Source organism: Sinomonas flava, from assembly GCF_039531875.1.
In the GTDB taxonomy this organism is placed as follows: Bacteria; Actinomycetota; Actinomycetes; order Actinomycetales; family Micrococcaceae; genus Sinomonas; species Sinomonas flava.
The window spans coordinates 164323-189664 of sequence record NZ_BAAAQW010000005.1; the positions used below are offsets into that span (position 1 = coordinate 164323).

The 25342-nt window shown below is 62.7% G+C and carries 11 protein-coding genes; 9 read left to right on the top strand and 2 right to left on the bottom strand.

Translation table 11 applies throughout. From position 1 onward, the window contains the following. Positions 1-430 precede the first annotated feature (430 nt). From ABD298_RS09360 to drmB, 4 genes are read left to right on the top strand one after another with little or no spacing between them, the layout of a single operon-like run. Complete coding sequence (locus tag ABD298_RS09360; RefSeq protein ID WP_344299416.1) at positions 431-5218, top strand: sacsin N-terminal ATP-binding-like domain-containing protein; 4788 nt, start codon at positions 431-433, stop codon at positions 5216-5218. Next, a complete protein-coding gene (locus ABD298_RS09365; protein ID WP_344299417.1) occupies positions 5215-7017 on the top strand; it encodes a UvrD-helicase domain-containing protein in 1803 nt (600 codons plus the stop codon). Before ABD298_RS09360 ends, ABD298_RS09365 begins: the two co-directional genes overlap by 4 nt. Further along, entirely contained in the window at positions 7010-10237 is a 3228-nt protein-coding gene (locus tag ABD298_RS09370; protein ID WP_344299418.1) for a helicase-related protein, read from the top strand. Before ABD298_RS09365 ends, ABD298_RS09370 begins: the two co-directional genes overlap by 8 nt. Then, positions 10224-11942, top strand: coding sequence for a DrmB family protein (gene drmB, locus ABD298_RS09375; protein WP_344299419.1), 1719 nt, complete (start codon positions 10224-10226; stop codon positions 11940-11942). The genes ABD298_RS09370 and drmB overlap by 14 nt, the downstream gene beginning before the upstream one ends. Positions 11943-11991: 49 nt before the next feature. Here drmB and ABD298_RS09380 read toward each other — a convergent pair whose 3' ends face one another. Further along, positions 11992-13086 carry a DNA cytosine methyltransferase gene (locus tag ABD298_RS09380; RefSeq protein ID WP_344299420.1) on the bottom strand — a complete coding sequence of 365 codons (1095 nt, stop codon included), beginning with the start codon at positions 13084-13086 and terminating at the stop codon, positions 11992-11994. Between the two features lie 172 nt (positions 13087-13258). Here ABD298_RS09380 and ABD298_RS09385 point away from each other — a divergent pair, with 172 nt between their 5' ends. Genes ABD298_RS09385 through ABD298_RS09405 form a run of 5 tightly spaced genes read left to right on the top strand, consistent with a single transcriptional unit; the run spans position 13259 to position 24954 of the window. Next, positions 13259-16078, top strand: a complete 2820-nt coding sequence (locus ABD298_RS09385; RefSeq protein WP_344299421.1) for a DUF1156 domain-containing protein — start codon at positions 13259-13261, stop codon at positions 16076-16078. A gap of 9 nt (positions 16079-16087) precedes the next feature. Beyond that, a complete protein-coding gene (locus ABD298_RS09390; protein ID WP_344299422.1) occupies positions 16088-19474 on the top strand; it encodes a Swt1 family HEPN domain-containing protein in 3387 nt (1128 codons plus the stop codon). Next, positions 19474-21000, top strand: coding sequence for an ATP-binding protein (locus ABD298_RS09395; protein ID WP_344299423.1), 1527 nt, complete (start codon positions 19474-19476; stop codon positions 20998-21000). The genes ABD298_RS09390 and ABD298_RS09395 overlap by 1 nt, the downstream gene beginning before the upstream one ends. After that, positions 20993-21964, top strand: a complete 972-nt coding sequence (locus tag ABD298_RS09400; RefSeq protein WP_344299425.1) for a PD-(D/E)XK motif protein — start codon at positions 20993-20995, stop codon at positions 21962-21964. Before ABD298_RS09395 ends, ABD298_RS09400 begins: the two co-directional genes overlap by 8 nt. Then, positions 21961-24954 carry a Z1 domain-containing protein gene (locus ABD298_RS09405; protein WP_344299426.1) on the top strand — a complete coding sequence of 998 codons (2994 nt, stop codon included), beginning with the start codon at positions 21961-21963 and terminating at the stop codon, positions 24952-24954. Before ABD298_RS09400 ends, ABD298_RS09405 begins: the two co-directional genes overlap by 4 nt. A gap of 11 nt (positions 24955-24965) precedes the next feature. On the opposite strand, the gene ABD298_RS09410 is transcribed toward ABD298_RS09405, so the two are convergent. Beyond that, positions 24966-25280 (bottom strand): hypothetical protein, encoded by a 315-nt coding sequence (locus tag ABD298_RS09410; protein WP_344299427.1) that lies wholly within the window; start codon positions 25278-25280, stop codon positions 24966-24968. Positions 25281-25342: the final 62 nt, after the last annotated feature.

Genomic DNA, 25342 nt, shown 5'->3' on the forward strand with positions numbered 1-25342 from the left:
CCATTATTCTTGTAATGTTGCCGAGTCGCAACCGTCCGGCGTCTTCAGAAGCGCGGCACTGGCAGGAGATAACGACGACGTTCCTGTGCGAGGCTGGGGCCCATACCCGCATGGGTCGATGGCTCACGGCAGAGTAGCGGCGACGAGCCGCCAACTCGGGACATCAGCCCAATCGGCCTGCATTCGGGCCCGTCCGCCCGCGCAATTCAGCGGCGGCGGACGACCGCATGCCGTCATTGTCGGACGCCAAGGTATATTCGTGTACACCCACCGGTGGCGCTGGGGAAACAAGGAGGCCGGCTGTGGCTTGGGGAACTGCCGATCCTGCTCTGCAGAAGCGAGTGCGGGAGTATCGGCGCGATGTGATTAGATCGCGCAATAACGTCCACGGAGCCCTGGCACAGCACGCCGCCACGGAGTACAAAGCCCGGTGAGTGAAGAAGTGGCACCGAACTGGACAATGAGCGTCCCCGAGATCGAGCGGGTCGTGTGGGAACAGACCGCCGCGTGCTTGGCCGTCTATCGGGAAGACCCGAGTCGCGTCGAGCAGGACTCCAACAACGAGCTCCGCATCTCGGAGGGCGGATATGCGGACCGTCAGTTGTTCGAACTAGTGCAGAACGCGATCGACGCTGCGCGCGACGGCGGCGGCCGTATCGCAGTACACCTCACATCCAAGACTCTCTATGTCGCGAACGACGGTGCGCCGTTCACAGCTGACGGTGTGCGAGCTGTGATGGCATCCGACCTGTCTCGCAAGGATGACGACCGCATCGGGCGGTTCGGGATCGGATTCAAGTCGGTCCTCGCTGTCACCTCGAGCCCCCGAATATTCAGCACGTCGGTGTCGTTCGCATTCGATGCCACATGGGCTGCCGAGACCCTCAAGGACGCGGGCTTCACCTCACCGAACTACCCCGTGATGCGTCTGGCCAGGACGATGAGCGCAACCGTGGAGGCCCAGCGAGACCCTGTCCTCTCTGGGCTCATGGGCTGGGCAAGCACTATCGTCGTGCTTCCGGTCTCGCGGAGGCTACAAGAGCTCTCGAACCAGCTCATGTCCTTCCCACCCGAGTTCGCACTGTTCTCCACACACATCCGAGAGGCTGCGCTGATCGACGGCACCCGGACCGACGGTCAGGGGAGTCCGCTGTCCATGCGCATCCGCCAGACGACGGGTAGCGACGGCGTCGTAACGCTGCATGCGGGGAACTCCGAGACGCGTTGGGTCGTCGAGACCCGCAAGCATCGCCCGAGCGTTCGCTCCCGAGTGGAGGCTGGCCGGGTCGCTCGACGCGACTCTGTCGACATCCAGTGGGCAGTGTCGAAGTCACGGCGTAATGGCAACTCCCTCCTTCACGCTGACGGTCAGTTCTGGGCCTACTTCCCGACCAAGGCTCGAACTACTCTCTCCGGACTGCTGAACGCACCGTGGAAGCTCAGCGACGATCGCCTGGACCTTCTCCCTGGGAGCTTCAACGAGGAGATCCTCCGTGACGAGATCCCCGTGCTCGTCGCTGCTGGGGTCGCTCGACTCCACAGCCTTTCCGAAGATATCGGCAGTGACCAGATCGATGCAGCCGACGTCCTCGACGTGCTCCCAGCACGCGGACGCGAGACCCGCGGCTGGGCAGACACTGTCATCGGCAGAGAGGGCTGGGACAACCCCGTCTTCTCCCATTTGCGCGTCTGCCCGTCGGTCCCTGACGGCGTAGGCACGCTTCGCGTCCCTACCGACCTCTTCCGCGCTCCCGCATCGACGTCGCCGGAGTGGGTGAAGCCCTGGAACGAGTGGCTGAAGGCCTGGGCAGAAATACCGAATGCGCCCCTAACGGCTTGGGTTCACCCCGATGCCTACTCGAATCAGGAGCGGCGCCTGAAGCTGGATCGGCTCTTCGGGCGCCGGCCGCGCACAGTGGCCGAGTGGCTGGAAACACTTGTGGCGGATGGGTCTGTCGCTGCATCTGCGAATGCAATAGCGCTTGCAGCACAAATGACGGATGACCTCAAAGATGCTCATGACCCTCAGTCAAGAGCGCTCCGCGACGAGGTTTCCAAGGCTCGAATCATAAGGCTCGAGGACGGTACCTTCTCGCAACCTGAGTCGGGGAAGCTCTTCGTGCGGGCCTCTCCGGAGGACAGCGGACACTCCTTCGTGGATAACAAGCTCACTGCGCTCGACGGAGTGAAGAGCGACCTAGCCAAGCTGGGCGTGCATGTGATGGATACCGTGGGTGCGCTACGAGCGTTCTTGGCGGCACCTGACAAGACGGACGCTCATTGGCAGCGGATCTGGGCCGCATCCCGGGCCGTGCCGCTTGATGTCGCCGTGAACCTGTACCGCGAGTACCTGCCCAGCCCGCTGGAGCACTCTGTCTGCGTGCGCGTGGCCACTGGAGCGATGCGTGCTGTGGCCGAAGTGTTCCTCGCTGGCGAGATCATCCCCCCGAACTCTCGTCGAGATCGCGAACGTCTCGTCGATCCGGTCTTCCACGCGGAGGACGAGTCACTGCTCCGACAAATCGGAGCAACCGATAAGCTCGTCTGGCGGCACGATCCACCCTCGGAACCTTGGCTTGAAGCATCCATCGAGCGACTTAGAACCCAATTTGTCGACCGCATCCAGAAGACGACGGGAACACGACCGGCAGCCCAGAAGGTGGTAGCCGAGGGGCCTCCACCGCCATGGCCAATCGAACCTCTATCCACGATGTCGGAGGAGGCGCGGCTTGAGGCGACACGCCAGATCCTTGCACGACCACTCCCCGATCAGTGGACGATCTACCACGCGACGGCGCGGAATTACCAGCGTTTCAAGGTCGACGCACCGGAACTCTCGTTCCTCCGTAGGCATGGTCTGTTGAACACCTCGTTCGGACCGTTACAGCCGTCGCAGACAGTGCTCGCCAGCGCCCACGACGCAGCTGACCCGAACATCCTGCCGGTATACGAGACTTCTGAAGCGGTGGCCCAGGCTATCGGCATCCGCACGAGCGTCGATGACTTGACTGCAGACACGTGGGCGGCTCTGAAACAGGTCGCCGACGAATGGAACGACGACGAGAGGCGCGCCGAGTTCTACGCGTGGCTCCCTGGCCGCCTCAACCCTGAGTTTCTCGTCGCCCGCGTCGGCCCGCGCCGCGAGAAGGTCAAAGTCAAGAATGTCGGCGTCACGTCTGACAGGTCCGTGTACGCATCGATGCTAGAGGCGAGAATCCCGGCGCTGTGGGTCGCGAGTCAAGCCGACGTCGACGAGCAGTTCATCTCGTGTTGGGGGATGCCTGACGGCAAGGACCTTCTGCAAGAGGAGATCGTGTCTGAGTCCTCGGGCGAGCCCGAATACCTGGTGGATCTCTTCCCTCCGGTTAAAGTGCGGCTCGCGGCACAAGCGCCAGAAGCCATGGACGTCAGTGTCCAATCGTGCAGCCGACTCGTCAAGATGATCGCCACGCCTGATGGCCAGCGCGCACGGTCTATTCCCTACCACCGGGACGGCGACACTATCATGGTCACCGCAGTCGAACCCCGCGCCCGCCTCCAGCAGGCGGCGGAGGCTCTCAGCCTCGGGCTGCAACCGGGTGACATCGCGAAGATCTTCGACGAGATGGAGCGCAACGCCGCGAACAAGCGCCGACACGCAATCAAGAATGCGAAGGACGATGACGATCGGCTCCTCACAGCCGTCGGCGTCGACGCCATCCGCCGGATCGTCCCCGCGCAGGCGCTGGAAGAGCTCGATGCCGCGCATGGAAGCCTCGATGATCGCGATGTAGCGGCGCTCGCGCGCGCCGTCCATGGAGTCGGAATCCTGAAGCAGCTTCGAGGAGCCCTCGAGAGCGCCGGCCTGGAACCGCCCAAGGAATGGAGCGGGCGGCGGATCACTCGTCAGTGGGTGTCCGCGCTCGGCTTCCCGACCGACTGGGCGGGTTTCCCAAGCGCCGACCGCCCCGCAACTGAGATCATCAATGGACCTGTCAATCTCGGCGACCTGCACCCCTATCAAGTGGCCGTGACGCGCACGATCACAGCGCTACTGCGCGGAATCGGCCCCGACCGCGGAATGGTCTCGTTGCCGACCGGCGCAGGCAAGACGCGCGTGACCGTTCAGGCCCTCGTTGACGGGGTCCGCGATGGTGATATTGCGACCGACGTGCCTCTCGTATGGATCGCCCAGACCGACGAGCTGTGCGAGCAGGCGGCCGAGACGTGGACCGAGGTCTGGCGTGCTCGTGGACTCCGTATGCCGATGCGTCTCGGAAGACTCTGGTTTGACCGTGAAGTCGACGAAGAGCCTGGCAGCTTCCAGCTCATTATCGCCACGATCGCCAAGGTCGGTTCGATCGCGAAACGAGACGATGCGAGCTATACGTGGCTGCAGACTCCTTCGGTCGTCGTCATCGACGAAGCACACACCTCTGTGGCGACGTCGTACACTTCGGTCCTCGAATGGCTGGGCCGCAGTACGCGCGGCCGTCGGCTGGAAGACAGGAGGCCGTTGATCGGCCTCACTGCGACACCTTTCCGCGGCAACAGCGCCTACGAGACCGAACGCCTCGCGAACCGCTACGACAACAACCGTCTGGACCGCGGTGCCTTTCGGAACGACGATGACTCCTATGGTGAACTCCAGTCGATGGGTGTCCTCGCAGCCGTGCGACACGCTTTGATTGACGGCTCCGAAGTCCGGCTGAGCGACGACGAACTCACCCGAATCGCGGAGTTCGGCGGCGGTCGCCTTCCGTCCGAGGTCGAGAACCGTCTGGGTGAACGACTCGATCGGACTCGTCGAATCGTGGACCACATCGCCAGCCAGCCCGACGACTGGACGATGCTCGTGTTCACCCCGTCGGTCGAGAACGCCCGTATCGTTGCAGCACTCCTCTCGCACCGCGGAATCTCCGCGGTGTCGGTCTCAGCCGACACCGACGCAGCGGCGCGCCGGTACTACGTCGAAGAGTTCAAGGCTGGCAGGATCCGAGTCATCACGAACTACAACATCCTTGCCCAAGGGTTCGATGCCCCGAAGGTGCGGGCGGTATACGTCGCCCGGCCGACTTTCAGCCCCAACGTCTACCAGCAGATGATCGGGCGCGGTCTTCGCGGGCCGAAGAACGGCGGTCTCGACGAGGTGTTGATCGTCAACGTCAACGACAACTTCGTGAACTACGGCGAACAGCTCGCGTTCACCGAGTTCGAGTATCTTTGGAGCCGACGATGACCGACGTCGTGCTCGACGACAGCCAGCTGGCGGCCGTCGAGGTCGAGCCGAGCGCACGACAGATTGTCATCGCCGGCCCCGGGTCCGGCAAGACCGAGGTGGTGTCGCACCTCATCGAGCGCCTCATCGATGTTGAAGGCGTTGACCCGGTCGATGGGATCATGGTCATTTCCTTCTCCAACGCAGCAGTCTTCGCTGCGGATGCACGCCTCCGGGCGAACGACACCGGTCCGGCCGCAGTCCAGACAATGGACTCGCTCGCAAGCGAGATCATCGGCGATTTGGCGGACGACGATCCCAGCGACTTCGGTTTCGACAAGCGCGTACAGATGGCTACGAGGCTGCTCTCGAACCACGGGTGGGACCGACTTGAGGGGCTGAAGCACCTCGTCGTCGACGAGGTCCAGGATGTGGTGGGGGTTCGTGCCGACTTCCTGCTCGCACTCACCCGCTCCCTTTGCGAGGACGCCGGGTTCAGTATGCTCGGTGACCCGGCCCAGGGGATCTACGACTGGCAGCTGCGCGTAGACATGAAGCCACTCTCCCTGACGACTTCCCTTGATTTGCTGGCCAAGCTCCAGCGGCTGGGCGACGTCGAGGTCAAGCACCTCACCGGCCAGTATCGAGCTCTCTCGCGCGATGCCAAACGCGTGATAGAGCTCCGCGACTCCGTGCTTGGGCCAGACTCCGGCTCGATGATCGAGGAGTTCTTCGCAGGCGTCGTCGCGGGCTCCACTGTCACCGATCTCGCCTCGAATGCCGCCAAGTGGCGGGGGACGACGGTCTTCCTGACTGCCAACAATGGGCAAGCTCTCCTCACCGCCGGCTCGCTGGCAGACGCAGGACTCGGGGTCGAGGTTCGACGCAGCGCGCAGCAGCGGGTGCTAGCCGGGTGGATCGCGAGGCTGCTTGCAGACAGTCCGACTGCAGGCATTACCCGTGACGAGATCGAAGAGCGCGCGAATCAAGGAATCCTGCACCCCCACACACCAGCAGAGATCTGGCGCGCACTCCGCTCCGTCACCGGCGGACAGGGGCGTGAGGTCAACATCCCAAACCTTGCGCGAGGATTGCTCCGCGCACGGCCGCTCCTTCCGGATCTCATCGAGCCGATCCAGTCGCCATTCATCGTGTCTACCGTCCACCGGGCGAAGGGACTCGAGTTCGACAACGTCGTCTACGTCGACTTCCCGGACAAGCCGCGGCTCGATGGGATCGATGACGCTCTCGACGATGGTGAGGCGGCTCGACGCCTCTTCGTCGCACTTTCCAGGGCGCGACGCCTTCTCATACGGGCCGATGGCCCCGACGACCGTCAGCTGCGGAGCATCGCGCCACATGGCGGCACACCCCGTCGCTGGTACCTGGGCGGCTTCAAAAAGTGGATGACCTTTGGGTTCGAGCTCCGGGTCGACGACCTGGATCGAGCTTCACCTCCCGGACTCGACCCCGCGGCCACCCAGCAGCACATCGCGTCGAACCTCAAGCCCGGGGATCCGCTCCAGATCGATCTGAACCTCGACAAGTCCACTCTGCGCCTCCCCGTCTGGGACTTGGTCCACCAAAACCATGTCGTCGGGACGACGTCGGAAGCCTTCGGGGAGTCAGTCGTCTCCCGAATCGGAACACGGGAGGGAAAGAGTAGCGGCTGGCCGCGTCTCAATGGCGCCCGCGTCGAGAGCATCGCCACGATCTCGGGCCCTCCGCAACAAGGCACCGCAGGTCGCCGAGGGCTCTGGCTCGCGCCCGTTTGCGCTGGCATGCTGCGCTTCGAATGGAACGGAGAGTCCGATGTCTGACCTCTCACCGTGGTACACGGCCCGACAGCACATGGTCGACGCCGTCCGTGAAGACCTCTACGGCTCGGTGGACGACGAATACCTCACCGAGGAGCCGCTAGAGCGCTTCATAGTCGGCATCCTGCATCCCCGCAACGGTGCGGGATCCGATGCTGCCATCGAGGATGCCAACGAGACCCCAGAAATCGAGGCCGGCACGGCGATCGACGCTGACTACGACCCCGGCGTCTCGTTCGCCCACCTCCGATACCCTTCAACGATCGGCCTCACCTTCGGCCTCGCTGCCACGACCGCAGCTCTGACGGTCGAGCTCTCTGCCGACAGGTACGAACCCGACGAGGACGACGATGGCGAGGCCGCAACGCATGGGGTCGCGACCCGCGCCAGATCTCGTCGCATCACCAGGTGGAAGCGCGTTCCCGTCGGACCGGTACGGCTCTCCATCGACCTCGCCTCTCGCTCGATGGAGACCTATTCCGTCGCTAACGGGCTCGAGCTCCGTACAGTCATCCGCCCTGCGCAAGAAGGAGTCATCAACGCCACCCTCGCACTTGTCAACACCAACGCGAGGCCTGAGAAGGGTCATGTGGACCACGTGTGCTGGTTCCGTCCGGAGATCCGTGTTCGCACCGTGGACGGCGAGTTCGCGGACCGACGACCCGACCGTTTGCTCGCCCACCTGGACGCCGACGAGCAAGGCGGTGAGCTTCTGTACCGGCGAGAGCGACACCTCGCGGTCGGCCATGGCGTCGCAGTCACGTGGGACGAGAGCGAGCACGTCAATGAACTCGTGACGACGTTCTTCCCCGAACACGACCTCAAGCTCGCCAAGGCCGACCGCGATGACCTCCATGGGCTTGAAATGCCGAGCCTCGCCACCGCCGCCGACCCGCGACACTTGACGTTGCCACTCGATGCCCTGGTCGATACATACGAACAGTGGATCAACCAGCAGCGGTCCGCGGCCCGGGCCGAGGATCTACCCTACTATCATTCCGAGACCGCGGGCCGCCACCTGGACGACGCGCGCACGGCGGTCGCTCGGATGCGTACCGGCATCGCACTCCTCAACGCCGACTCTCTGGTGCGGAAATCGTTCCAGATCATGAACGCGGCCATGCAGAAGCAACGCGAGAAGCAGGAATGGATCCGAAACGGTTCCACCGGGGTCACCGGGGTCTGGCGCCCGTTCCAACTCGCGTTCATCCTGATCAATCTCGGAGGCCTCGCCGACACCAACAGCAAAGAGCGCGACGTCGCCGATCTCCTGTGGTTCCCGACGGGTGGCGGCAAGACCGAGGCGTACCTCGGTCTGATCGCGTTCGCCCTCGTCCACCGCCGGCTTCGTGGTGCCGGCGACGACGGGCAAGGCGGGGGTGTCGGCGTACTCATGCGGTACACGCTCCGGCTTCTGACGCTGCAGCAGTTCGAACGTGCGGCGGGACTGATTTGTGCCCTCGAAGACCTCCGGGCGGACGACCCAGACCTCAAGGATAAGGCGTCATTCTCGATCGGCCTCTGGGTGGGCCAAGGGGCGACGCCGAACAACGTCGGCGACGCAGCGAAGGCTCTGCGAAAACTGGCAAGCAACGAGGATCCCGGAGACATCGGCAACCCGGTTCAGCTCCTGCGCTGCCCTTGGTGCGGTGAGAAGCTGCGCCCACAGGACTACGAGGCTGACAGGCGAGCAAGTCGCATGACAGTGCGCTGCCCGAACCTTGGGTGCCGGTTCCACGAAGGACTAGGTCTTCCAGTGCATCTCGTCGACGAAGACGTATACCGCGAGCGACCATCGCTCATCATCGGCACCGTAGACAAGTTCGCGATGCTCGCGTGGAACGAGCACGCCGGGCGATTATTCGGCAACGGGAGCAGTGCCGGACACGACGCAACTCCGGATCTGATCGTCCAGGACGAGCTCCACCTGATCTCGGGACCGCTCGGCACTCTGGTCGGTCTCTACGAGACGGCAATCGACTTCCTCGCCACCGACCCCCAGACGCACACGCGCCCGAAGTTGGTCGCGTCAACTGCCACCATCCGCCGCGCGTCCGAACAGGTCTCCGCCGTCTTCAATCGCTCGGCCGTCCAGTTCCCGCCGCCGGGCATCGACGCCGCCGACTCCTTCTTCGCAGTCGATGCCCCAGCGCACGAGAAGGGTACGCGGCGCTATGTCGGCCTCATGGCCCCGAGCACGAGTCACGCAACCCTCCTCGTTCGGACCTACGCGGCCTTGCTTCAAGGCGCAAACGACCTCGACGCCGAGGACGAGGTGAAAGACGCGTACTGGACCCTGCTCGGGTACTTCAACAGCCTGCGGGTTCTAGGTGCCGCCTACATCCAGTCGATCGACGACGTCCCCGACCGTATCAAGGTCATCGCCACGCGGCTGGGGACCGAGGAGCGAACGATCCGTGACCCGAACGAGCTCACCTCGCGTAAACGATCGAGTGAGATCCCAGAGCAGCTCGAACGTCTACAGACGTCGTACCCGACCGCTGACAGTCCTGATGTCGTGCTCGCAACGAACATGATCTCAGTCGGCGTCGATGTCGACCGCCTCGGACTGATGGCGGTCATGGGACAGCCGCAGACGACATCTGAATACATCCAATCGACGAGTCGCGTTGGACGCCGCTACCCAGGACTCGTCTTCACCCTGTTCAACGCGTCACGATCGCGCGATCTCTCCCACTACGAATCGTTCACCTCCTATCACCGTGCGCTGTACAAGCAGGTGGAAGCGACAGGAGCGACACCATTCGCCCCACGCGCGCTCGACCGTGGCCTCCACGGTCTGTTCGTGATCCTCGCCCGCCACACGACACCCGGCGCTGCGGCCGACAGGTCGGTCCGGGTCCCACCCGGCTCCGAGGTGTTCGAGGGCATCGCGAAGGTCATCGCGGCTCGCGCGGCCGCAGTCGCCGACGCGGACACCGCCGACGCCGTCGAAGAGGCGATCTCGGAGCTGGCCGAAATATGGTCGGACAGCGACGTCACGCAATATGCGAACTGGGGTGCCAGAAGCCGCGTCAGAGCTCTGATGGTCCCTGCCGGGAGTTCACCCGACGATGGAACTGGAACGCAGCTCGCCGAGACGTTCCCGCCCGGCGACACGCCGTGGCCGACGCTCACGTCGCTGAGGAACGTCGACCGAGAGAGCACGATCAAGATCATCAGCGCCAGATCGAAAGCAGGCACGTCGCATGGCGATGACTGACAAGCCGAAGGCCAGGCAGAGCCAGCTGGTCACGACCTATGGGATAGGCTCGCTCTTTCCGTCGGGTGACCAGAGCTTCATGATCGCCGGTCTGGACGACTGGGACGAACGGTGGTGTGCGGAGGTCGAAGAGCCTCGCCTTGCACGTTCACTCCGCGTCCGGACATTCCGAGCACCCGCGACAGGAAAGCGGAGCGGGGATGTTCCGGCGATTCGCTTCCCCACCTACCACTACTGCCCGAACTGCAGGCGGCTCGACCGCTACTGGAAGTTCAACCCGAGGGAGATGCGGTGCGACGACTGCGAGCGAGACTTGACGCCGTCCCGGTTCGTTGCGTGCTGTGAGAGCGGCCATATCGAAGACTTCCCGTATTTCCAGTGGGTGCACCGCGGACAGAGCACCACCAGTGGACAGCACAGCCTCAAACTCACGACGAAGGGGGCGTCGTCCTCACTCGCCGACATCGTGATCTCCTGCTCGTGCGGAGTGCACTCTCATGACCTGGACGGCTCGTTCTCCCCTGGCGCGCTGGCGCAGATTAAGAGTTGCGGAGGAAAGCGCCCGTGGCTGCCCGGTGCGGAAGACGAGACTTGTGAAAGACCGTTGCGGGTGCTCCAGCGCGGTTCATCGAATGTGTGGTTCGCAGAAGTTCGATCGAGCATCTCCATCCCCCCATGGTCGAGTCCCAACGCACAGTTTGTCGCCAGGAACTGGACCATGCTCGAGCACGTGCCGACTACAGCGCTTGCAGATGCGGTCGCGGGCGCGATTCGAACCCAACACACTCCAGGCCTGACGCTCGATGGCATCCTCGCGATCGTGCGCCAGCGCAAGGGACTCGACCCGAGCCATGTCCCTACCGACCAAGAGCTCCGCGCCGAGGAGTACCGAGCGCTCATCGACGGCAACGATCGCGGCGCGCACGACACGTTCCAGTGCACTGCCGTCGATGTCGCGGCCGACCTCGATGGCATCGTCGCGCAGGTGTCGAAGGCAACACGGCTTAGGGAAGTCCGTGCACTCCAAGGCTTCTCCCGAGTGACACCGACACCGACAACGACGACAAGGCCGCAGATCGCTCAACTGAGCCAGAACGTCGGCCATTGGCTGCCAGCCACCGAAGTACTCGGCGAGGGGATCTTCGTTCAGCTCGACCAGGAACTCATCTCGGACTGGGAGAAGTCGGAGCCAGCGAACGCACGGCGGGAAATGCTCGCCAAGTCCCTGAAGCTACGCGCGACAGAGTCAGGATCTCCCGGTTCCGATGCGCCGTCCGCCAGGTTCCTCCTCATCCACTCCTTGGCCCACGCACTCCTCAAGGAGCTCAGCCTCGATGCCGGCTACCCGGTGGGATCTCTGCGCGAACGGATCTACGCAGACCCAGACCAGGCCGGGGTCCTGATCTACACGGCGTCGTCAGACGCGGCCGGAAGCCTCGGCGGGCTCGCTGCTCTCGCCGATGGGCGACGGTTCGCACGTGTCCTCCGCTCAGCGATTAGTCGCGCGAGCTGGTGCTCGAACGATCCCGTCTGCTCTGAATCGGGCCCCTCCGGGACAGACGGCCTGAACCTCGCCTCATGTCACGCCTGCCTGCTCCTACCTGAAACCAGCTGCGAGCATCGCAACATCTTCCTCGACCGCGTTGCGCTCGTCGGAACAATCGATGCTCCGCTAAGTGGCGCTCTCCACAAGGTACTTGGGTGATGCCGTCGGGGATGATGTCGCGCTGGGCTGGAATGCATGCCGCGTATGTCTATATGTGGTCTGCGAGGTGGCGTGCAATAGCCCTCCCCAATGGAATCGGAACGGCGTTGCCGATCTGGCGCGCGATCGCCGTCTTCGATCCGACGAATCGGTGCGAATCAGGGAAGCCCTGCAGGAGTGCGGCCTCGTAGTGCGTGATGGCGCGGTTGGCGGTGGGATGAAGGTAGCGCCCCTTCTCGGGCTTGAAGAACTCTGTACGTATCGTCACCGAGGGCCGGTCGGAGCGAAGCCGGCCCATGACGTCTCCTGAACCTGACGTGTGCTTGCGCCAGCAGGGCGCCTGAAGATGTGTCGGGAGATCGAACCGATTGCCTCCGGCGGGAATCGCAGCGAATCGATCCAAAGACAGCTGCTGGTAGCTGCGGCTCCAGTGGAGCTCCCTTGGCGAGAAGGACCCGGCGAACGTGCAACCGTCTCTGACGTGTGCCCGTTCCGTGAACAGGGAATCCATGTCGGGAATCAGCGGGACACCGACAAAGGTCTCGGCCACCGTCCTATGTGGCTTGAGCGTCCCCCGGCCGCCGGAGGCGTGGGTCGCCTCGGGGAATCCGGGCGATGGGAGGTCGCGGTGGTGGCCGATCAGAACCGCACGTTTGCGAGCCTGGGGTGCGCCGTAGTCCGCGGCGTTCAAAATGCGTGGCTCGAATGCGTAGTCTTCCAGCTTGCCGCCCGGCTGAGTAGCTCTCTGGAAATCCTGAAACTGAGGCGACTTCTCGAAAGCTGCCACATTCTCGACCACGAAGTATTTCGGCTGGACACGAATCAGCGTTTCAGCGTATTGCCGCCACAAAAAGTTCCGTTCGTCTCGGATCTGCTGCTTGCCAAGCGTCGAGAACCCCTGGCACGGCGGCCCGCCCACCACAACGTCAATTTCTTCGGGCATGGCTGCTGTGGCGAGCCAATCCTGGATCATTCCTGTATAGACGATCCCTTCGCCGAACGTCGCCTCGTACGACGCGGCCGCAGCCGGGTCCATCTCGACCGCAGCCACGGTTCGGAACCGCAGGGACGCAGCGTGGAACCCCGCAGTCAGCCCGCCAGCTCCGGCGAACAGGTCGAGGACTCGGATCTCATCGCTGCTCATGATGCTCGATCCTATCCGGCTCAGGGACGGCTTCGAGCAGCCCTTCGGGCGTGGCGCGGCAGCCGGCGCACGCGGATGCCGCACCGTCTCGCTAGAGTTGGGAACTGTGCTGCATGGGGGTCATGTACTGCCCACGCATGAGGGCGGCATGCGGCACGCTGAGTGGAGTGGAATGAAGAAGAAGCTGATCGAGGTAGCGCTGCCCCTCGAAGCGATTAATGCGCAGTCCGCGCGTGAGAAGTCGATCCGGCACGGTCACCCGTCCACACTTCACCTTTGGTGGGCTCGCCGACCGCTCGCGACGGCGCGGGCAGTCCTGTTCGCACAGCTCGTCGACGACCCGAGCGAGCGCGCAGCCGAGTTCCGCCAGGAGGCGGAGCGGAGAGGCGAGCACGACGTCGACGCGTACGTCGAGCGGCGCATCGACGTCGAGCGTGAGAGGCTCTTCGACCTCATCACACGGATGGTCGATTGGGACAATCTCAACGATGAGTCGCTCTTCGACCAGGTGCGCGCGGAGATCATGCGATCGACCGACGGCCGCCCGCCGGCGATTCTTGACCCCTTCGCGGGCGGTGGCACCATTCCGCTCGAGGCCCAGCGACTCGGTCTTGAAGCTCACGCTAGTGACCTGAACCCGGTTGCCGTCCTCATCAACAAGGCTCTCATCGAGATCCCGCCGAAGTTCGCAGGTCGACCGCCAGTCTTCCCCGAGGCCGAGGCCCAGCGTCATTGGTGGCCGAAGGCGACCGGCCTGGCTGAGGACGTGCGTCGCTATGGCGCGTGGATGCGTGATGAGGCCGAACGGCGCATCGGCCACCTTTACCCGAAGGCGACACTCGCCGACGGCACGACGGCGACGGTCATCGCATGGATCTGGGCACGCACAGTAACGTGCCCGAATCCGGCGTGTGGCATTGAGATGCCCCTCGTTCGATCTTGGTGGCTTGGCAAGAAGAAGGGCAAGGAAGCTTACGTCGTGCCGACCGTCGTCCACGGCAGGGTTGAGTATTCGATCGGACATGACCCGAAGCGATCTACGAGCAAGGAAGATGACGGGACGGTGGGCAGGCTCGGCGCAAAATGCGTGTCCTGCGCCGCGGCTGTGCCGCTCAACTATATACGCGAATTCGGCCGCGAACGCGGTCTCGGTAGCCAGCTTATCGCAGTCGTTGCGGAGGGAAATCGGCGGCGCGTCTACTTGAAGCCGACTCCAGATGATAAGCAGGCGGCTTCCGTCGAAGCGCCAGCGAACGTTCCCGGTGGCGATCTCCCTAGAAATCCGCGTGATTTCAAGACTCCTAATTACGGTCTTACGTCGTTCGCATCATTGTTCACGAACCGACAGCTGACGGCACTGACGACATTCAGCGACCTCGTGGGTGAAGCCAGGGAGCGTGTACTCCAGGCCGCCCTCGCTGCTGGCCTCGAAGAAGGTGATCGTCTCGAGGCAGGTGGGACAGGCGCCGCGGCATATGCTGATGCCGTTGCTACCTACCTGGGCTTTGTGGTGAACAAGCACATCGCGCGTAATAACGTGATGTGCACTTGGGAATCAGGGATGGACCGGCTGAGGGGCTCCTTCCAGCGCCAAGCAGTTCCCATGAATTGGGATTATGCGGAAGCGCACCCGCTAGGGTCCGCAGGCGGTGGGTTTTCGGCCGTTCTCGAATCAGAGGCCGAGGTGCTGGACCTACTTCCTGAGACTGCCGTCGCGGGTCATTCTCAGCAAGCCGATGCGGCCTCACGTGATTACTCATCGTTTGTGCTGTCTACTGATCCACCCTATTATGACAATATCGGGTATTCAGACTTGTCGGATTTTTTCTATGTTTGGCTCCGGCGATCGCTGCGGAACGTCCACCCTGAGCTGCTGAGCACGATGCTTGTCCCCAAGGCGGAAGAGCTAGTTGCGAACCCGTATCGTCATGGCGGAAAAGAAAGCGCTAGAGAGTTCTTCGAAGCTGGTTTTGAGGACGTCTTCGAGCACGCTCGTGATTCTGCGGACGCCGAGTATCCAATAACGGTCTACTATGCTTTCAAGCAGTCGGAAACTGACACATCCGGGACCGCGTCTACTGGATGGGAGACGATACTCGGGGGAATGGTGCGAGCAGGATGGACAGTGACCGCTACGTGGCCAGCTCGCTCCGAACTCGGGAGCAGGATGATCGCATCCGAGACGAACGCGCTCGCTTCGTCGATCGTTCTTGCACTTCGACCGCGCACCGAGAACGCCTCGATCGTTGATCGCCGCAGTTTTCTGGCTGAGCTCCGATCGAGTCTTCCCGACGCTCTCCATAATCTCCAGAAAGGCGCAGTTGCGCCCGTCGACATGGCGCAGGCAGCGATCGGCCCGGGGATGGGTGTCTTCTCGAAATACGCCCGTGTAGTGGAACCCTCTGGAGAGGCGATGAGCGTCCGCGCAGCGCTGAGCGCTATTAACGCAATCCTGGACGAAGTGCTCTCGCTACAGCAAGGCGACTTTGACGACGACACTCGGTGGTGCATTGCGTGGTTCGAGGCCCATGGGTTCGACGTATCGCACTACGGCGAGGCCGAGACACTCGCCGGCGCTAAGAACACATCGATCGCAGGCCTTGCGCGCGCGGGTGTGATTTCGAGCGGAGGAGGCAAGGTCAAGCTCTTTGCCCCAGAGGAGCTGCCGGAGAACTATGATCCGCGGACAGATGACCGTATCTCGCTGTGGGAAGTCGTCCTCCACATGGCAAAGGCCCTTGAAACCCATGGACTGGACGCTGCTGGTGGAATCCTCGCAGCTGCAGAGGAACGCGCGCTCGACATGACGTCGGCTCACGAGCTGGCCTACCTATTGTTTTCCATCGCAGAGAAGCGGGGTCTCACGAAGGCTGCCATCGTCTTCAACAATCTCGGCTCCTCGTGGCCGGAGGTGCGTGCGGCCGCAGCCGCTGTGGAGCGGTCACAGGGCTGGGTGGAATCGACGCTGGACTTCGACGGACTGGAGGTCTGATTCGTGGCAATGACGAACATCGATCGCGTCGGAATTGCGCTCGACGTGCTCGCGAAAGAACTCGAGCCCTTCGTTGAACGGGTCCTTCTCCCGCACCTGCCCGAGGGCATCACCGACTGGACCCGGCTGCTCGCGGCCAAGGACGGCCAAGACGGAAAGGAGTACCTCCCCAGCGACCCTCAAGTGCAGCTTCGCGTCATCACCGAACCGCTCGGGACTCTGAAGTACGCCTTCAATGGCGTCCTATCCCGTGCCGAGCAGAACCTGGCGAGCGAGCTTCGCTCCGTACGCGACGCGTGGGCACATCGCAAGCCCTTCAGCGCAGACGATGCCTACCGCGCTCTCGATACAACCGACCGCCTGCTGCGCGCGATCGGAGCTGCGAAATCCGCCGACGCAGTGCGCAAGGCGAAGCTTGACGTGCAGCGATCAGCCTACGCAGAGGAGACACGGCGGGATACGCGCGCGCAGGCTGGCATGCCGGGCCTCGCGTCAAGCGACCTCTTGCCCTGGAACGAGGTTCTTCAGCCGCACGCAGATATCGCGTCCAACGATTTTGCACGGGCAGAGTTCGCAGCGGACCTTCATCAAGTCGCGACCGGTGCAGAGTCGTCCTCGGATTACAACGATCCCATCGAGTTCTTCAACCGCACGTTCCTTACCGAGGGGCTGAAGAACCTTCTCAGCATCGCTGCCAGGCGATTGAGCGGCGACATGAATGCTGCTCCTGTCGTCAATCTGCAAACCGCCTTCGGCGGCGGTAAGACGCACTCGATGCTGGCGGTGTGGCATCTGTTCAGCGGTCGCGCGACGACGGAGTACCCCCAGGGTGTGCAAGATCTTCTGAGCACGATCGGCGTCGACCCTGCCGACGCCACGGCGAGTGTGAAGCGTGTCGCTATCGTGGGGAATGAGCTCTCGCCAGGGCAGGCGTGGGAAAAGCCTGACGGAACAGTGATCCGTACGATCTGGGGGGAGCTCGCGTGGCAACTTGGCGGCGCGGACGGTTACGCGCTCGTCGCTGAATCAGACCGCACGGGGACAAACCCCGGCGCTGCCCTGCGCACGCTTCTCGAGCAACACGCGCCGGCAATCATCCTCATCGACGAGTGGGTGGCCTATGCCCGCGGGCTGTACGGCCAGGACCACTTGGTCGGAGGAAGCTTTGAAACGCAGTTCACCTTCGCCCAGCAGCTCACCGAGGTGGTGAAGGCTGTGCCTGGCGCGCTGCTCCTGGTCTCAATCCCCGCGTCTGACGTCAGGCGTGATGATGATGCCCCCGTGGCCTCCGATCTTGAAGTTGGGGGCGCGCACGGTCGCGCAGCGCTTGAGCGTCTCCAGAACGTGGTGTCCCGCGTGGCGCAGCCGTGGACTCCGGCGTCGAGCACGGAGTCATTCGAGATCGTCCGGCGTCGGCTCTTCCGTGAGCCCGACGCCGCGGCGCGCCGCAAGATCGATGCGACGGCCAAGGCGTTCGTCGACTTCTACCGGAGAAGTTCCGGCGAGCTTCCACTTGAGACCCGAGACCCGGCCTACGAATCGCGCATCCGTGATGCCTATCCGATCCACCCGGAGCTGTTCGACCGCCTGTACGGCGACTGGTCGACTCTCGAAAAGTTCCAAAGGACGCGCGGTGTTCTCCGACTCATGAGCGCCGTGGTGCACGCGCTGCACAGTTCCGGAGACGATTCGCCGTTGATCATGCCCGGCTCCATCCCGCTCGATTCCTCGGCCGTGCGAGACGAGCTCACCGGGTACCTCGACGACGGTGACCGATGGAAGTCGATCATCGAGAGTGACATCGACGGCATTAATGCCACTGCCGTGTTTGTAGATCGCGAAAAGCCGTTGTTCGGGAGTCGTGCTCTGACCCGGCGGATCGCCCGTGCTACCTTCATGGGGTCCGCGGCGACTCTGCGCTCCAGCCATAAGGGCATCGAACGCAAGCGGGTGTTCCTGGGCGTCGCGATGCCAGGAGATACGGTCGGCAACTTCGGCAGTGCGCTTCAAATGCTTGGAGAGCGGGCAAACTATCTGTACGGCGAGGGCGACCGCTACTGGTTCGATCTTCAGATCTCGCTTAACCGCACGATGTCGGAACGCGCACAATCGTTCAGCTCTGCGGACGTCGAGAAGTTCGTCATGGACCGTATTCGTCACCAAGCGAAGTATCCTGCGACCTTTACGGATGTGATCTACGCGCCGGCGGATTCCTCAGACGTGCCGGACGCGGAGAACGTGCGTCTCGTCATTGCCGGGCCACAGCACCTTCACGATGGAAAGAGCTACGGGTCGAAGGCCCACGAGTTCACTCGGAGCGTGGTTTCGACGAGGGGCTCGGCGCCGCGGCTGGGTGTGAACACGATTGTCGTGCTGGCAGCTGATCAGGCCCGTTGGGCCGACCTCGATCAGGTCGCCCGGCACTATCTCGCCTGGGATGCTATCAGCCGCGAACGCAAGGTGCTCGACCTGACACAAGGGCAAATCGAGACAGTGCAGCGGCGCCTGACCTCGCTCAACACAACTGTCGAACAGCGGATCCGTGAAACGTGGATATGGGCCCTCTACCCGCAGCAGCCAGACGGAGGGTCGCCGTGGACCTCGTCGCAGGTCAAAGCCGACGGGGCGGTCGAATCGATCGTGCGGACGGCGGGCGAAAGACTCGAGAAGACCGACACAATCATCACCCGCTACTCGATGCAGTCGATCGCCATCGAGCTGCAGAATCACCTGCGCAGCAAATGGAACGACGGTCGGATCAGCGTCCACGAACTTTGGGAGTACCACGTCAGGTACCCCTACCTGGCGCGCCTCCGCGACAAGAAGGTACTGCTGGATGCCATTGCCAGCGCAATGCACGACGCCGCGTGGCTCCAGATTGGCTTCGCACTGGCGGACGGGTATGACGCGGAATCGGGGGACTTCCTAGGATTACGCCTGCCGTTCGACGACGCCGCCCCAGCGGCCATTCTGGATTCGATGCTCCTGGTGAAGCCGGAGTTGGCGGTTGCCCAGCGCAAACGTGAGCAGGATCGGGCTAGCGGTGAGTCCGGCACCGAAGGCCCCGGTCCGGAACCGCACGGCGGCGGCTCGGGTTTGACTTTGCCCAAGGGAACAGACGGATCCGCGGAGCCGAAGCCAGGGCCAACGACGATCGCCAACGCGCGCTACACCGGCGCCGTCGATGTGAAGCCTACCGGCGACATTCCTGCCCAGCTTCGGCAGATTGCTGAGGAGCTCCTGGTACACCTGCAGGGTGCTGAACCGGACATCTTTGAGGTGCGGATCACGATCGATGCAGACAAGCGGTCTGGCTTTCCAAGCGCGATCGTTCGTACCGTCCGCGAAAACGGCTCGCAGCTCGGGTTCACCAAGAACAAGTTCGAGGAGCTGTGATGGCAGGAGCGGCGCCTCGAGTGACGAGGACACGTGACATACCGCCCGATCCCTCCATCGCCCGCGCAGTTGGCAGGCACCATTCATTCGAGACGGCGGTTGCCGACCTCATCGACAACAGCATCGATGCTGGGGCCCGGAACGTCTGCGTGCGGTTCCTCGAGACCCAGGGTGCCGTTGTCGGGTTGCGACTCATCGACGATGGCGAGGGAATGGACGGAGCGTCGATTGATGACGCGATGACGTTCGCCCGAACCCGCGACTACTCGCCCGGCGATCTCGGTCATTTTGGGCTCGGCCTCAAGGCGGCCTCACTCAGCCAAGCGGACGTGCTCCGCGTCTACTCGCACCGCCTCGGCGCGCCTCCGACGGGTCGGATGATCGCGGCCTCTGAACCGACCCAGGTCGCAGAGCTCGACGACGAGGAGGTGGGTGGACTGCTCGAGGGCATCACTGTCGACTTCGTATTCACGACTGGGACCGTTGTCGAATGGGCGGATCCACGCACTTTCCTGAGCAGTACAGACGTCTCCGACCGGGCCCGCTGGATTGATGGACGAATCAGCGCTGTCATGTCGCATCTCGGTGTTGTCTTCCATCGAAGGATCGCTTCGGGTGCCGTGCGCATCGTCGTGGACGTTTACGACTTGGAGCACCGGGAATCGGGTGTGCCTCGCGTAGTCTCGGCAATCGACCCGTTCGGTTACGACAGGCTGCCGAACGACCCATACCCCGCGGACCTCCGCACTGCGATCGACGGGGGTGAGGTCCTCGGGCGCGCACATGTTTGGCCTGCCGCGCAATCCGGACGACCGGAGTTCAGGCTGGGCGGAAGACCGGGAACCCTCGCGCAGGGCCTGTACTTCTATCGCAAGGACCGCCTGCTCCAGATCGGGGGGTGGAACACGCTTACTGTCAGCCGGCCTGAACTGGAATACGCACGCATTGCCTTGGACGTCACGGCCACCTTAGAGCCGCACATCACCATCAACCCTGAGAAGGCGGGCCTCGAGCTCGATGCTGATCTGCGGCAGGCTCTTCTCGGCGCCACGGTCGGCGAGTCTGGGCTCACCTTCGCAGGATTCCTCACTGCGGCTGCCGGAGCTCGTGCCGAGTCGAGGAAATACACGAAGCGGCCCGTCGAACTCGTCGAACCCGGCCGTGGGTTCGGCGCAGATCTTATTGATGCATTCGGCTCGACTGTTGACCGCGCTGATGCGGATCCTGTCGACATTCGTTGGGCGCTGGAGAAGTCCGAGTCGCCGCTCCGAATTGATCTCGACCGGCGAACGATCTGGCTCAACCAGCAATACCGTGATGTGATCGCGGGGCCCGGCAGCATGGACGCCGACGACGCCCCGTTCGTGAAGACACTGCTGATGATCTTGTATTCAAGGTATTTCGAAGGATCTCACCTTGGGTCGCGCGAGAAAGCGGAATTGGCGGCGTGGGAAGAGCTTCTCACCGCCGCACTTCGTGAGGAGCTCGCCTTGCAGGCCCGGGAGCTGGGGAAACCGGATGAGTGATCGCGACCTAACTCCAGAGACCGTTGAGGACTACTTCAGTGCCGGGGTCGAAGCAGCGTTCACGCTGAGCGACTCAGTTGGGGCCGTTCTCGAGATAGACCCGCCTCGCCAGGAACTTCGACTGATCAGCCCCGCGCTCGGGGCGGAGCCGGACGTCGCATCCTACGAGCGGATCACGGTCGAAAGAACCAGTCTCCTCGGGAAGCAGGGGGACTGGTTCCGACTGACTGTCGACGCCACGCGCATGCACTACGAGGGCTACGTCCTGATCGTCTCCATCGTGGACCAGCTTGAAAGCGGCGCGTCGTTCCGGCATGCGGTCTCAGAGTCGCTGTCTGGCCTGAAGAGTCTCCTCAGCAGCCGCCGCCGGATGACCGACGAGAAAGAGGCTGGGCTGATCGGTGAGTTACTCGTGCTGGGGCAGATCGTCGATTCCGCGGGAGAAGACCTTGCGATGCAGGCTTGGCTCGGCCCCCTAGCGGAGGAACACGACTTCGGATTCGAAGAATTCGACGCAGAAGTCAAGACCACGCGATCAGAATCGCGGGTGCATGTGATCGGATCCGAATCGCAACTGCAGCCCGCTACAGGCCGGACGCTGTATTTGACCTCGATACAGATAACGCTAGCTGGTGCTTCCCAAGATGGGTTCACCCTCTCAGACCTCGTTGCGCAAACCCGAAAGAAGTTGGACCGGACCCGTAGGACCTTCGACGCAGCCATTCAGGGACTCGGATGGTCCGATAACGACGCCGACCTCTATCGGACGCGTTTCCAGATGCGGTCTGTGCCGCGCGCCTACCTGGTCGATGAGCAGTTTCCTGCCATCACTGGGCCACGGCTCGATCACGTCATCCCGCAGCGCACCCTTGTCAGTGCTGTCTCGTATCGTGTCGACGTCAGCCACCTTAACTATGTGGCGCCACCCGCGCCCCTCGACGACTTCTGTGAGGAGCCTTCATGAGTGAACTCGAGACCGCGATCCGATCGGTATTCGACGGCATGCGCGAAGCCGGGCCGAAGAAGCTTGTCTCGAAGGTGAATGCTTGGCTCGAAGACGTTGCATTGTCGGCGACCGAGAGTGAAATCGTTGACGTGATCATTTCGGGGGACGGCAACGCAGCCGCACGGAAAGCCGCGCACATGTGTCTTGCCCGGTGGGACTCACAAGCCGATGCTCCATGGGCGGCCGAGACTGAACGTCAAAGCCCCGAGCGCCGCGCGCTGATCTTCGAGAGGCTTGGGCTCGCCGCAGCATCGAGGGAGACGCTGGACGCGGCATTTCCGACGGTCACCCAGCGCGACATCGTGATTTCCAGTCCGGGCCCCTGGGATCCTTGGTACACCGCGGAGAGGAAGGCAAATCACGACTTCTACTGGAAGGCCTATAGTGGTGTGCTCGAGCGGAATGGCTGGGACCCTGATGTCATCGCGAACCTCGATGAGTCGACCTCAGACATCGTCAGTCGCCTAGCTGACCCCGCAGGCGCGACGTCATACCAGTCGAAGGGCCTGGTCGTGGGACACGTCCAGAGCGGTAAGACAGCGAACTTCACTGGGATCATTGCGAAAGCAGTGGATACTGGTTACCGGCTGGTCATAGTGCTCACCGGCACGATTGAATTGTTGCGCGGACAGACCCAGAGACGACTCGACCGCGAACTAGTCGGCGAGGAGAACATTCTCGGTGGTCGTGATCCAAAGGATCCCGACGCCGTACGGGGAGTCGATTACATCGGCGATCAAGATTCGGACTGGTTAGAAGGAAAGTTCCTCCGGCACGGCATTGATATTAACTCTCAGACCGATATCCCTGCTATTAAGCGTCTTACAACTGCCTCCGGCGACTATAAGGCCCTCAAGGCCGGGCTTGATACGCTCGACTTCCGCCGGGCCGGCGAACTTAAAGACCCTCTCAAGCCCATGTACGATCCGGTGAATCTCTTCAGCACTGACGTCAGGCTCGCTGTCGTCAAGAAGAACAAGACGGTCCTTGAGAAGCTCCTCCGCGATCTTCACGACGTCCATGCGTCGTTAAAGGAGATTCCGGTACTGGTGATCGATGACGAAGCTGATCAGGCCTCCGTCAATACGACCAATCCAGGCCGCGCGAAATCGAAGGAGGAAAAGGAGCGCACTGCGATCAACAAGCTCATTTCACAGATCTTGTCTGAGATGCCGAGGGCGCAGTATGTCGGCTACACGGCGACGCCCTTCGCAAATGTTTTCGTCTCGCCCGATGATGCTGTTGACATCTTCCCAAGCGATTTCATCGTGGGCCTTGAGCCCTCTGGCGAGTACATGGGGGGCAAGCAGTTTCACGATCTGGACCCGCTGCCGGACGATGAACCGATAACCGCGTCCAATTCGAATGAGAAGGCGTTCGTCCGGAACCTGTATGCAGCCGACAATGAAACCGAGCGAGCCGAGATTCGCGAGGCTCTTGACGCGTTTGTCCTGAGCGGGGCAATCAAGCTCTGGCGCGCCGCACATGATCAGAGCCTGTCTTTCCGTCACCACACAATGCTGGCCCACCAATCGGTGAAGCAGACGGAGCACAAAGAGCTCGCCGAGCTCATTGAGGACGTCTGGAAGACCGCACAATACAGCCAGATCGCCGGGCTCTCGCGGCTTCGGAGACTTTTCGAAGACGACTTCAGGGTTGTGCACAACGCCCGCGGCGATTGGGGCGCAGCGCTGCCCGACGACTTCGACGAGCTGAAGGCATACGTTGGTGATGCGCTCGACTTGATCACAGCTGCTGGCAACCCGGTCGTCATCGTGAACGGCTCCAAAGAGAGCGATTACAAGGCCGCAGACTTCACGACCGGACGATATTGGCGAGTGATGGTCGGCGGCGCGAAGCTCAGCCGCGGATTTACCGTGGAGGGGCTTACTGTCTCTTACTACCGCCGACGTGCGAACGCGGCGGACACCCTCATGCAGATGGGCCGCTGGTTTGGCTATCGGCGCGGCTATCGCGACCTCGTGAGGCTCTATATCGCGCGTGACATTGTCGACGCGCGCGGGAAGACCTATGACCTCTATGACGCGTTCACCTCGATCGTCCAGGACGAGGAGTCCTTCCGGGCCCAACTCCGTCGCTTCGCCCGACTCGGAGATGACGGCCATCCGGAAGTGCGTCCTATTGACGTGCCGCCCCTCGTCTTCCAACAGCTGCCCTGGCTTAAGCCCACGGGCGCAAACAAGATGTACAACGCGGTGCTTGACTTCGAGGGCGATGGGGGAGACCTCAAGGACTTCCCCCGGCAGGCGGACCGCGGCGACGGCTCGGCAAATGAGACTCATTTTGCTGCCATCCGCGGCTGGCTCGCTGATCTGGGCGAGCCCATGGAGTTCGAGTATGCGGACGATAAGTCGGCCTCAGGGCCAGCAGTCAAGACCTTCGAAGCTCGGATTGTCATCGTCGATGCAGAGTCCATGTACAGCGCTTTGCAGCAGTTCAGTTGGACCGAGAACTACTCATTCAAGCCCACGTTGCGCTTCATGCGGCAGGCAATTGACGAGGGCATGCTGACAGATTGGGCCGTGATGGTCCCGGAGCTGAAAGGGGTGCAAAGTCGGAACGTTGATGGTGCGTCGATTCAGATCCTCAGCCGCAGCAGACGAGATGATCGCGCGGGCTTCTCCGGAAGCTCCTTCCGCCAGCGTCCGGCAGTTGAGCGCATCGCTGGGAAAGAGGAGGCGCCCGGTGGCCCCCAGGCAGCAGAACTGAGCACCCCTACACGGGGAGCTATGCTGCTGACCTTCGCCGCCGACCCGGCTTCTGGGAAGGATCGCAATCCGGACCTGCTCGAAGATCCGATAGTGACGAAGGACGTGGCGACGCTATTTTCACTCGCTATGCCTTACAAGTCCGCGCCACGAGGTCGAATCGGCTTCCGCGTGCTCGATACTTCGAAGAAGGACCAAGCCATCATCGACGCGACATGACGCGGCCACGGTCACAGGCGGTCGATCCAGGTGTCTTCTTCGCGGGTGTCCCACGCCGAGCCGGTTACCGGAGCTGCGTAGTTCCGCCGCTCCTCGATGCGGCGAAGGATCGGGCGTACATCCTTCGCATGCAGGTCGCGGATGGTGGCAACTGATCTGATGGTCACGGACTCGACGATCGCCTTGCGGTCGTCCATACCGTCGATGCCAGCTGCGGCGAAGGCATCGCGGAGCAGCTGAACCTGCTGATCAGAGATCTTTCGCTCAGTCGGCGCTGCGGGCGGCTGCTCGGTGGAGACATTAAAGAGTCCGTCTTGATCAGTCATTCGTTTTGTCCTTCGGTGGGCTGACTCCGGCTGACGTCGGTCGGCAGTCGGCTGCGCGTGAG

Excerpts from the sequence above, each read along its gene's own strand:
- ABD298_RS09390 (WP_344299422.1), top strand. The coding sequence starts at position 16,088 with ATGACGAACATCGATCGCGTCGGAATTGCGCTCGACGTGCTCGCGAAA.
- ABD298_RS09385 (WP_344299421.1), top strand. The coding sequence starts at position 13,259 with ATGAAGAAGAAGCTGATCGAGGTAGCGCTGCCCCTCGAAGCGATTAAT.
- ABD298_RS09380 (WP_344299420.1), bottom strand. The coding sequence starts at position 13,086 with ATGAGCAGCGATGAGATCCGAGTCCTCGACCTGTTCGCCGGAGCTGGC.
- ABD298_RS09395 (WP_344299423.1), top strand. The coding sequence starts at position 19,474 with ATGGCAGGAGCGGCGCCTCGAGTGACGAGGACACGTGACATACCGCCC.
- ABD298_RS09405 (WP_344299426.1), top strand. The coding sequence starts at position 21,961 with ATGAGTGAACTCGAGACCGCGATCCGATCGGTATTCGACGGCATGCGC.
- ABD298_RS09400 (WP_344299425.1), top strand. The coding sequence starts at position 20,993 with ATGAGTGATCGCGACCTAACTCCAGAGACCGTTGAGGACTACTTCAGT.
- ABD298_RS09370 (WP_344299418.1), top strand. The coding sequence starts at position 7,010 with ATGTCTGACCTCTCACCGTGGTACACGGCCCGACAGCACATGGTCGAC.
- drmB (WP_344299419.1), top strand. The coding sequence starts at position 10,224 with ATGGCGATGACTGACAAGCCGAAGGCCAGGCAGAGCCAGCTGGTCACG.
- ABD298_RS09410 (WP_344299427.1), bottom strand. The coding sequence starts at position 25,280 with ATGACTGATCAAGACGGACTCTTTAATGTCTCCACCGAGCAGCCGCCC.
- ABD298_RS09365 (WP_344299417.1), top strand. The coding sequence starts at position 5,215 with ATGACCGACGTCGTGCTCGACGACAGCCAGCTGGCGGCCGTCGAGGTC.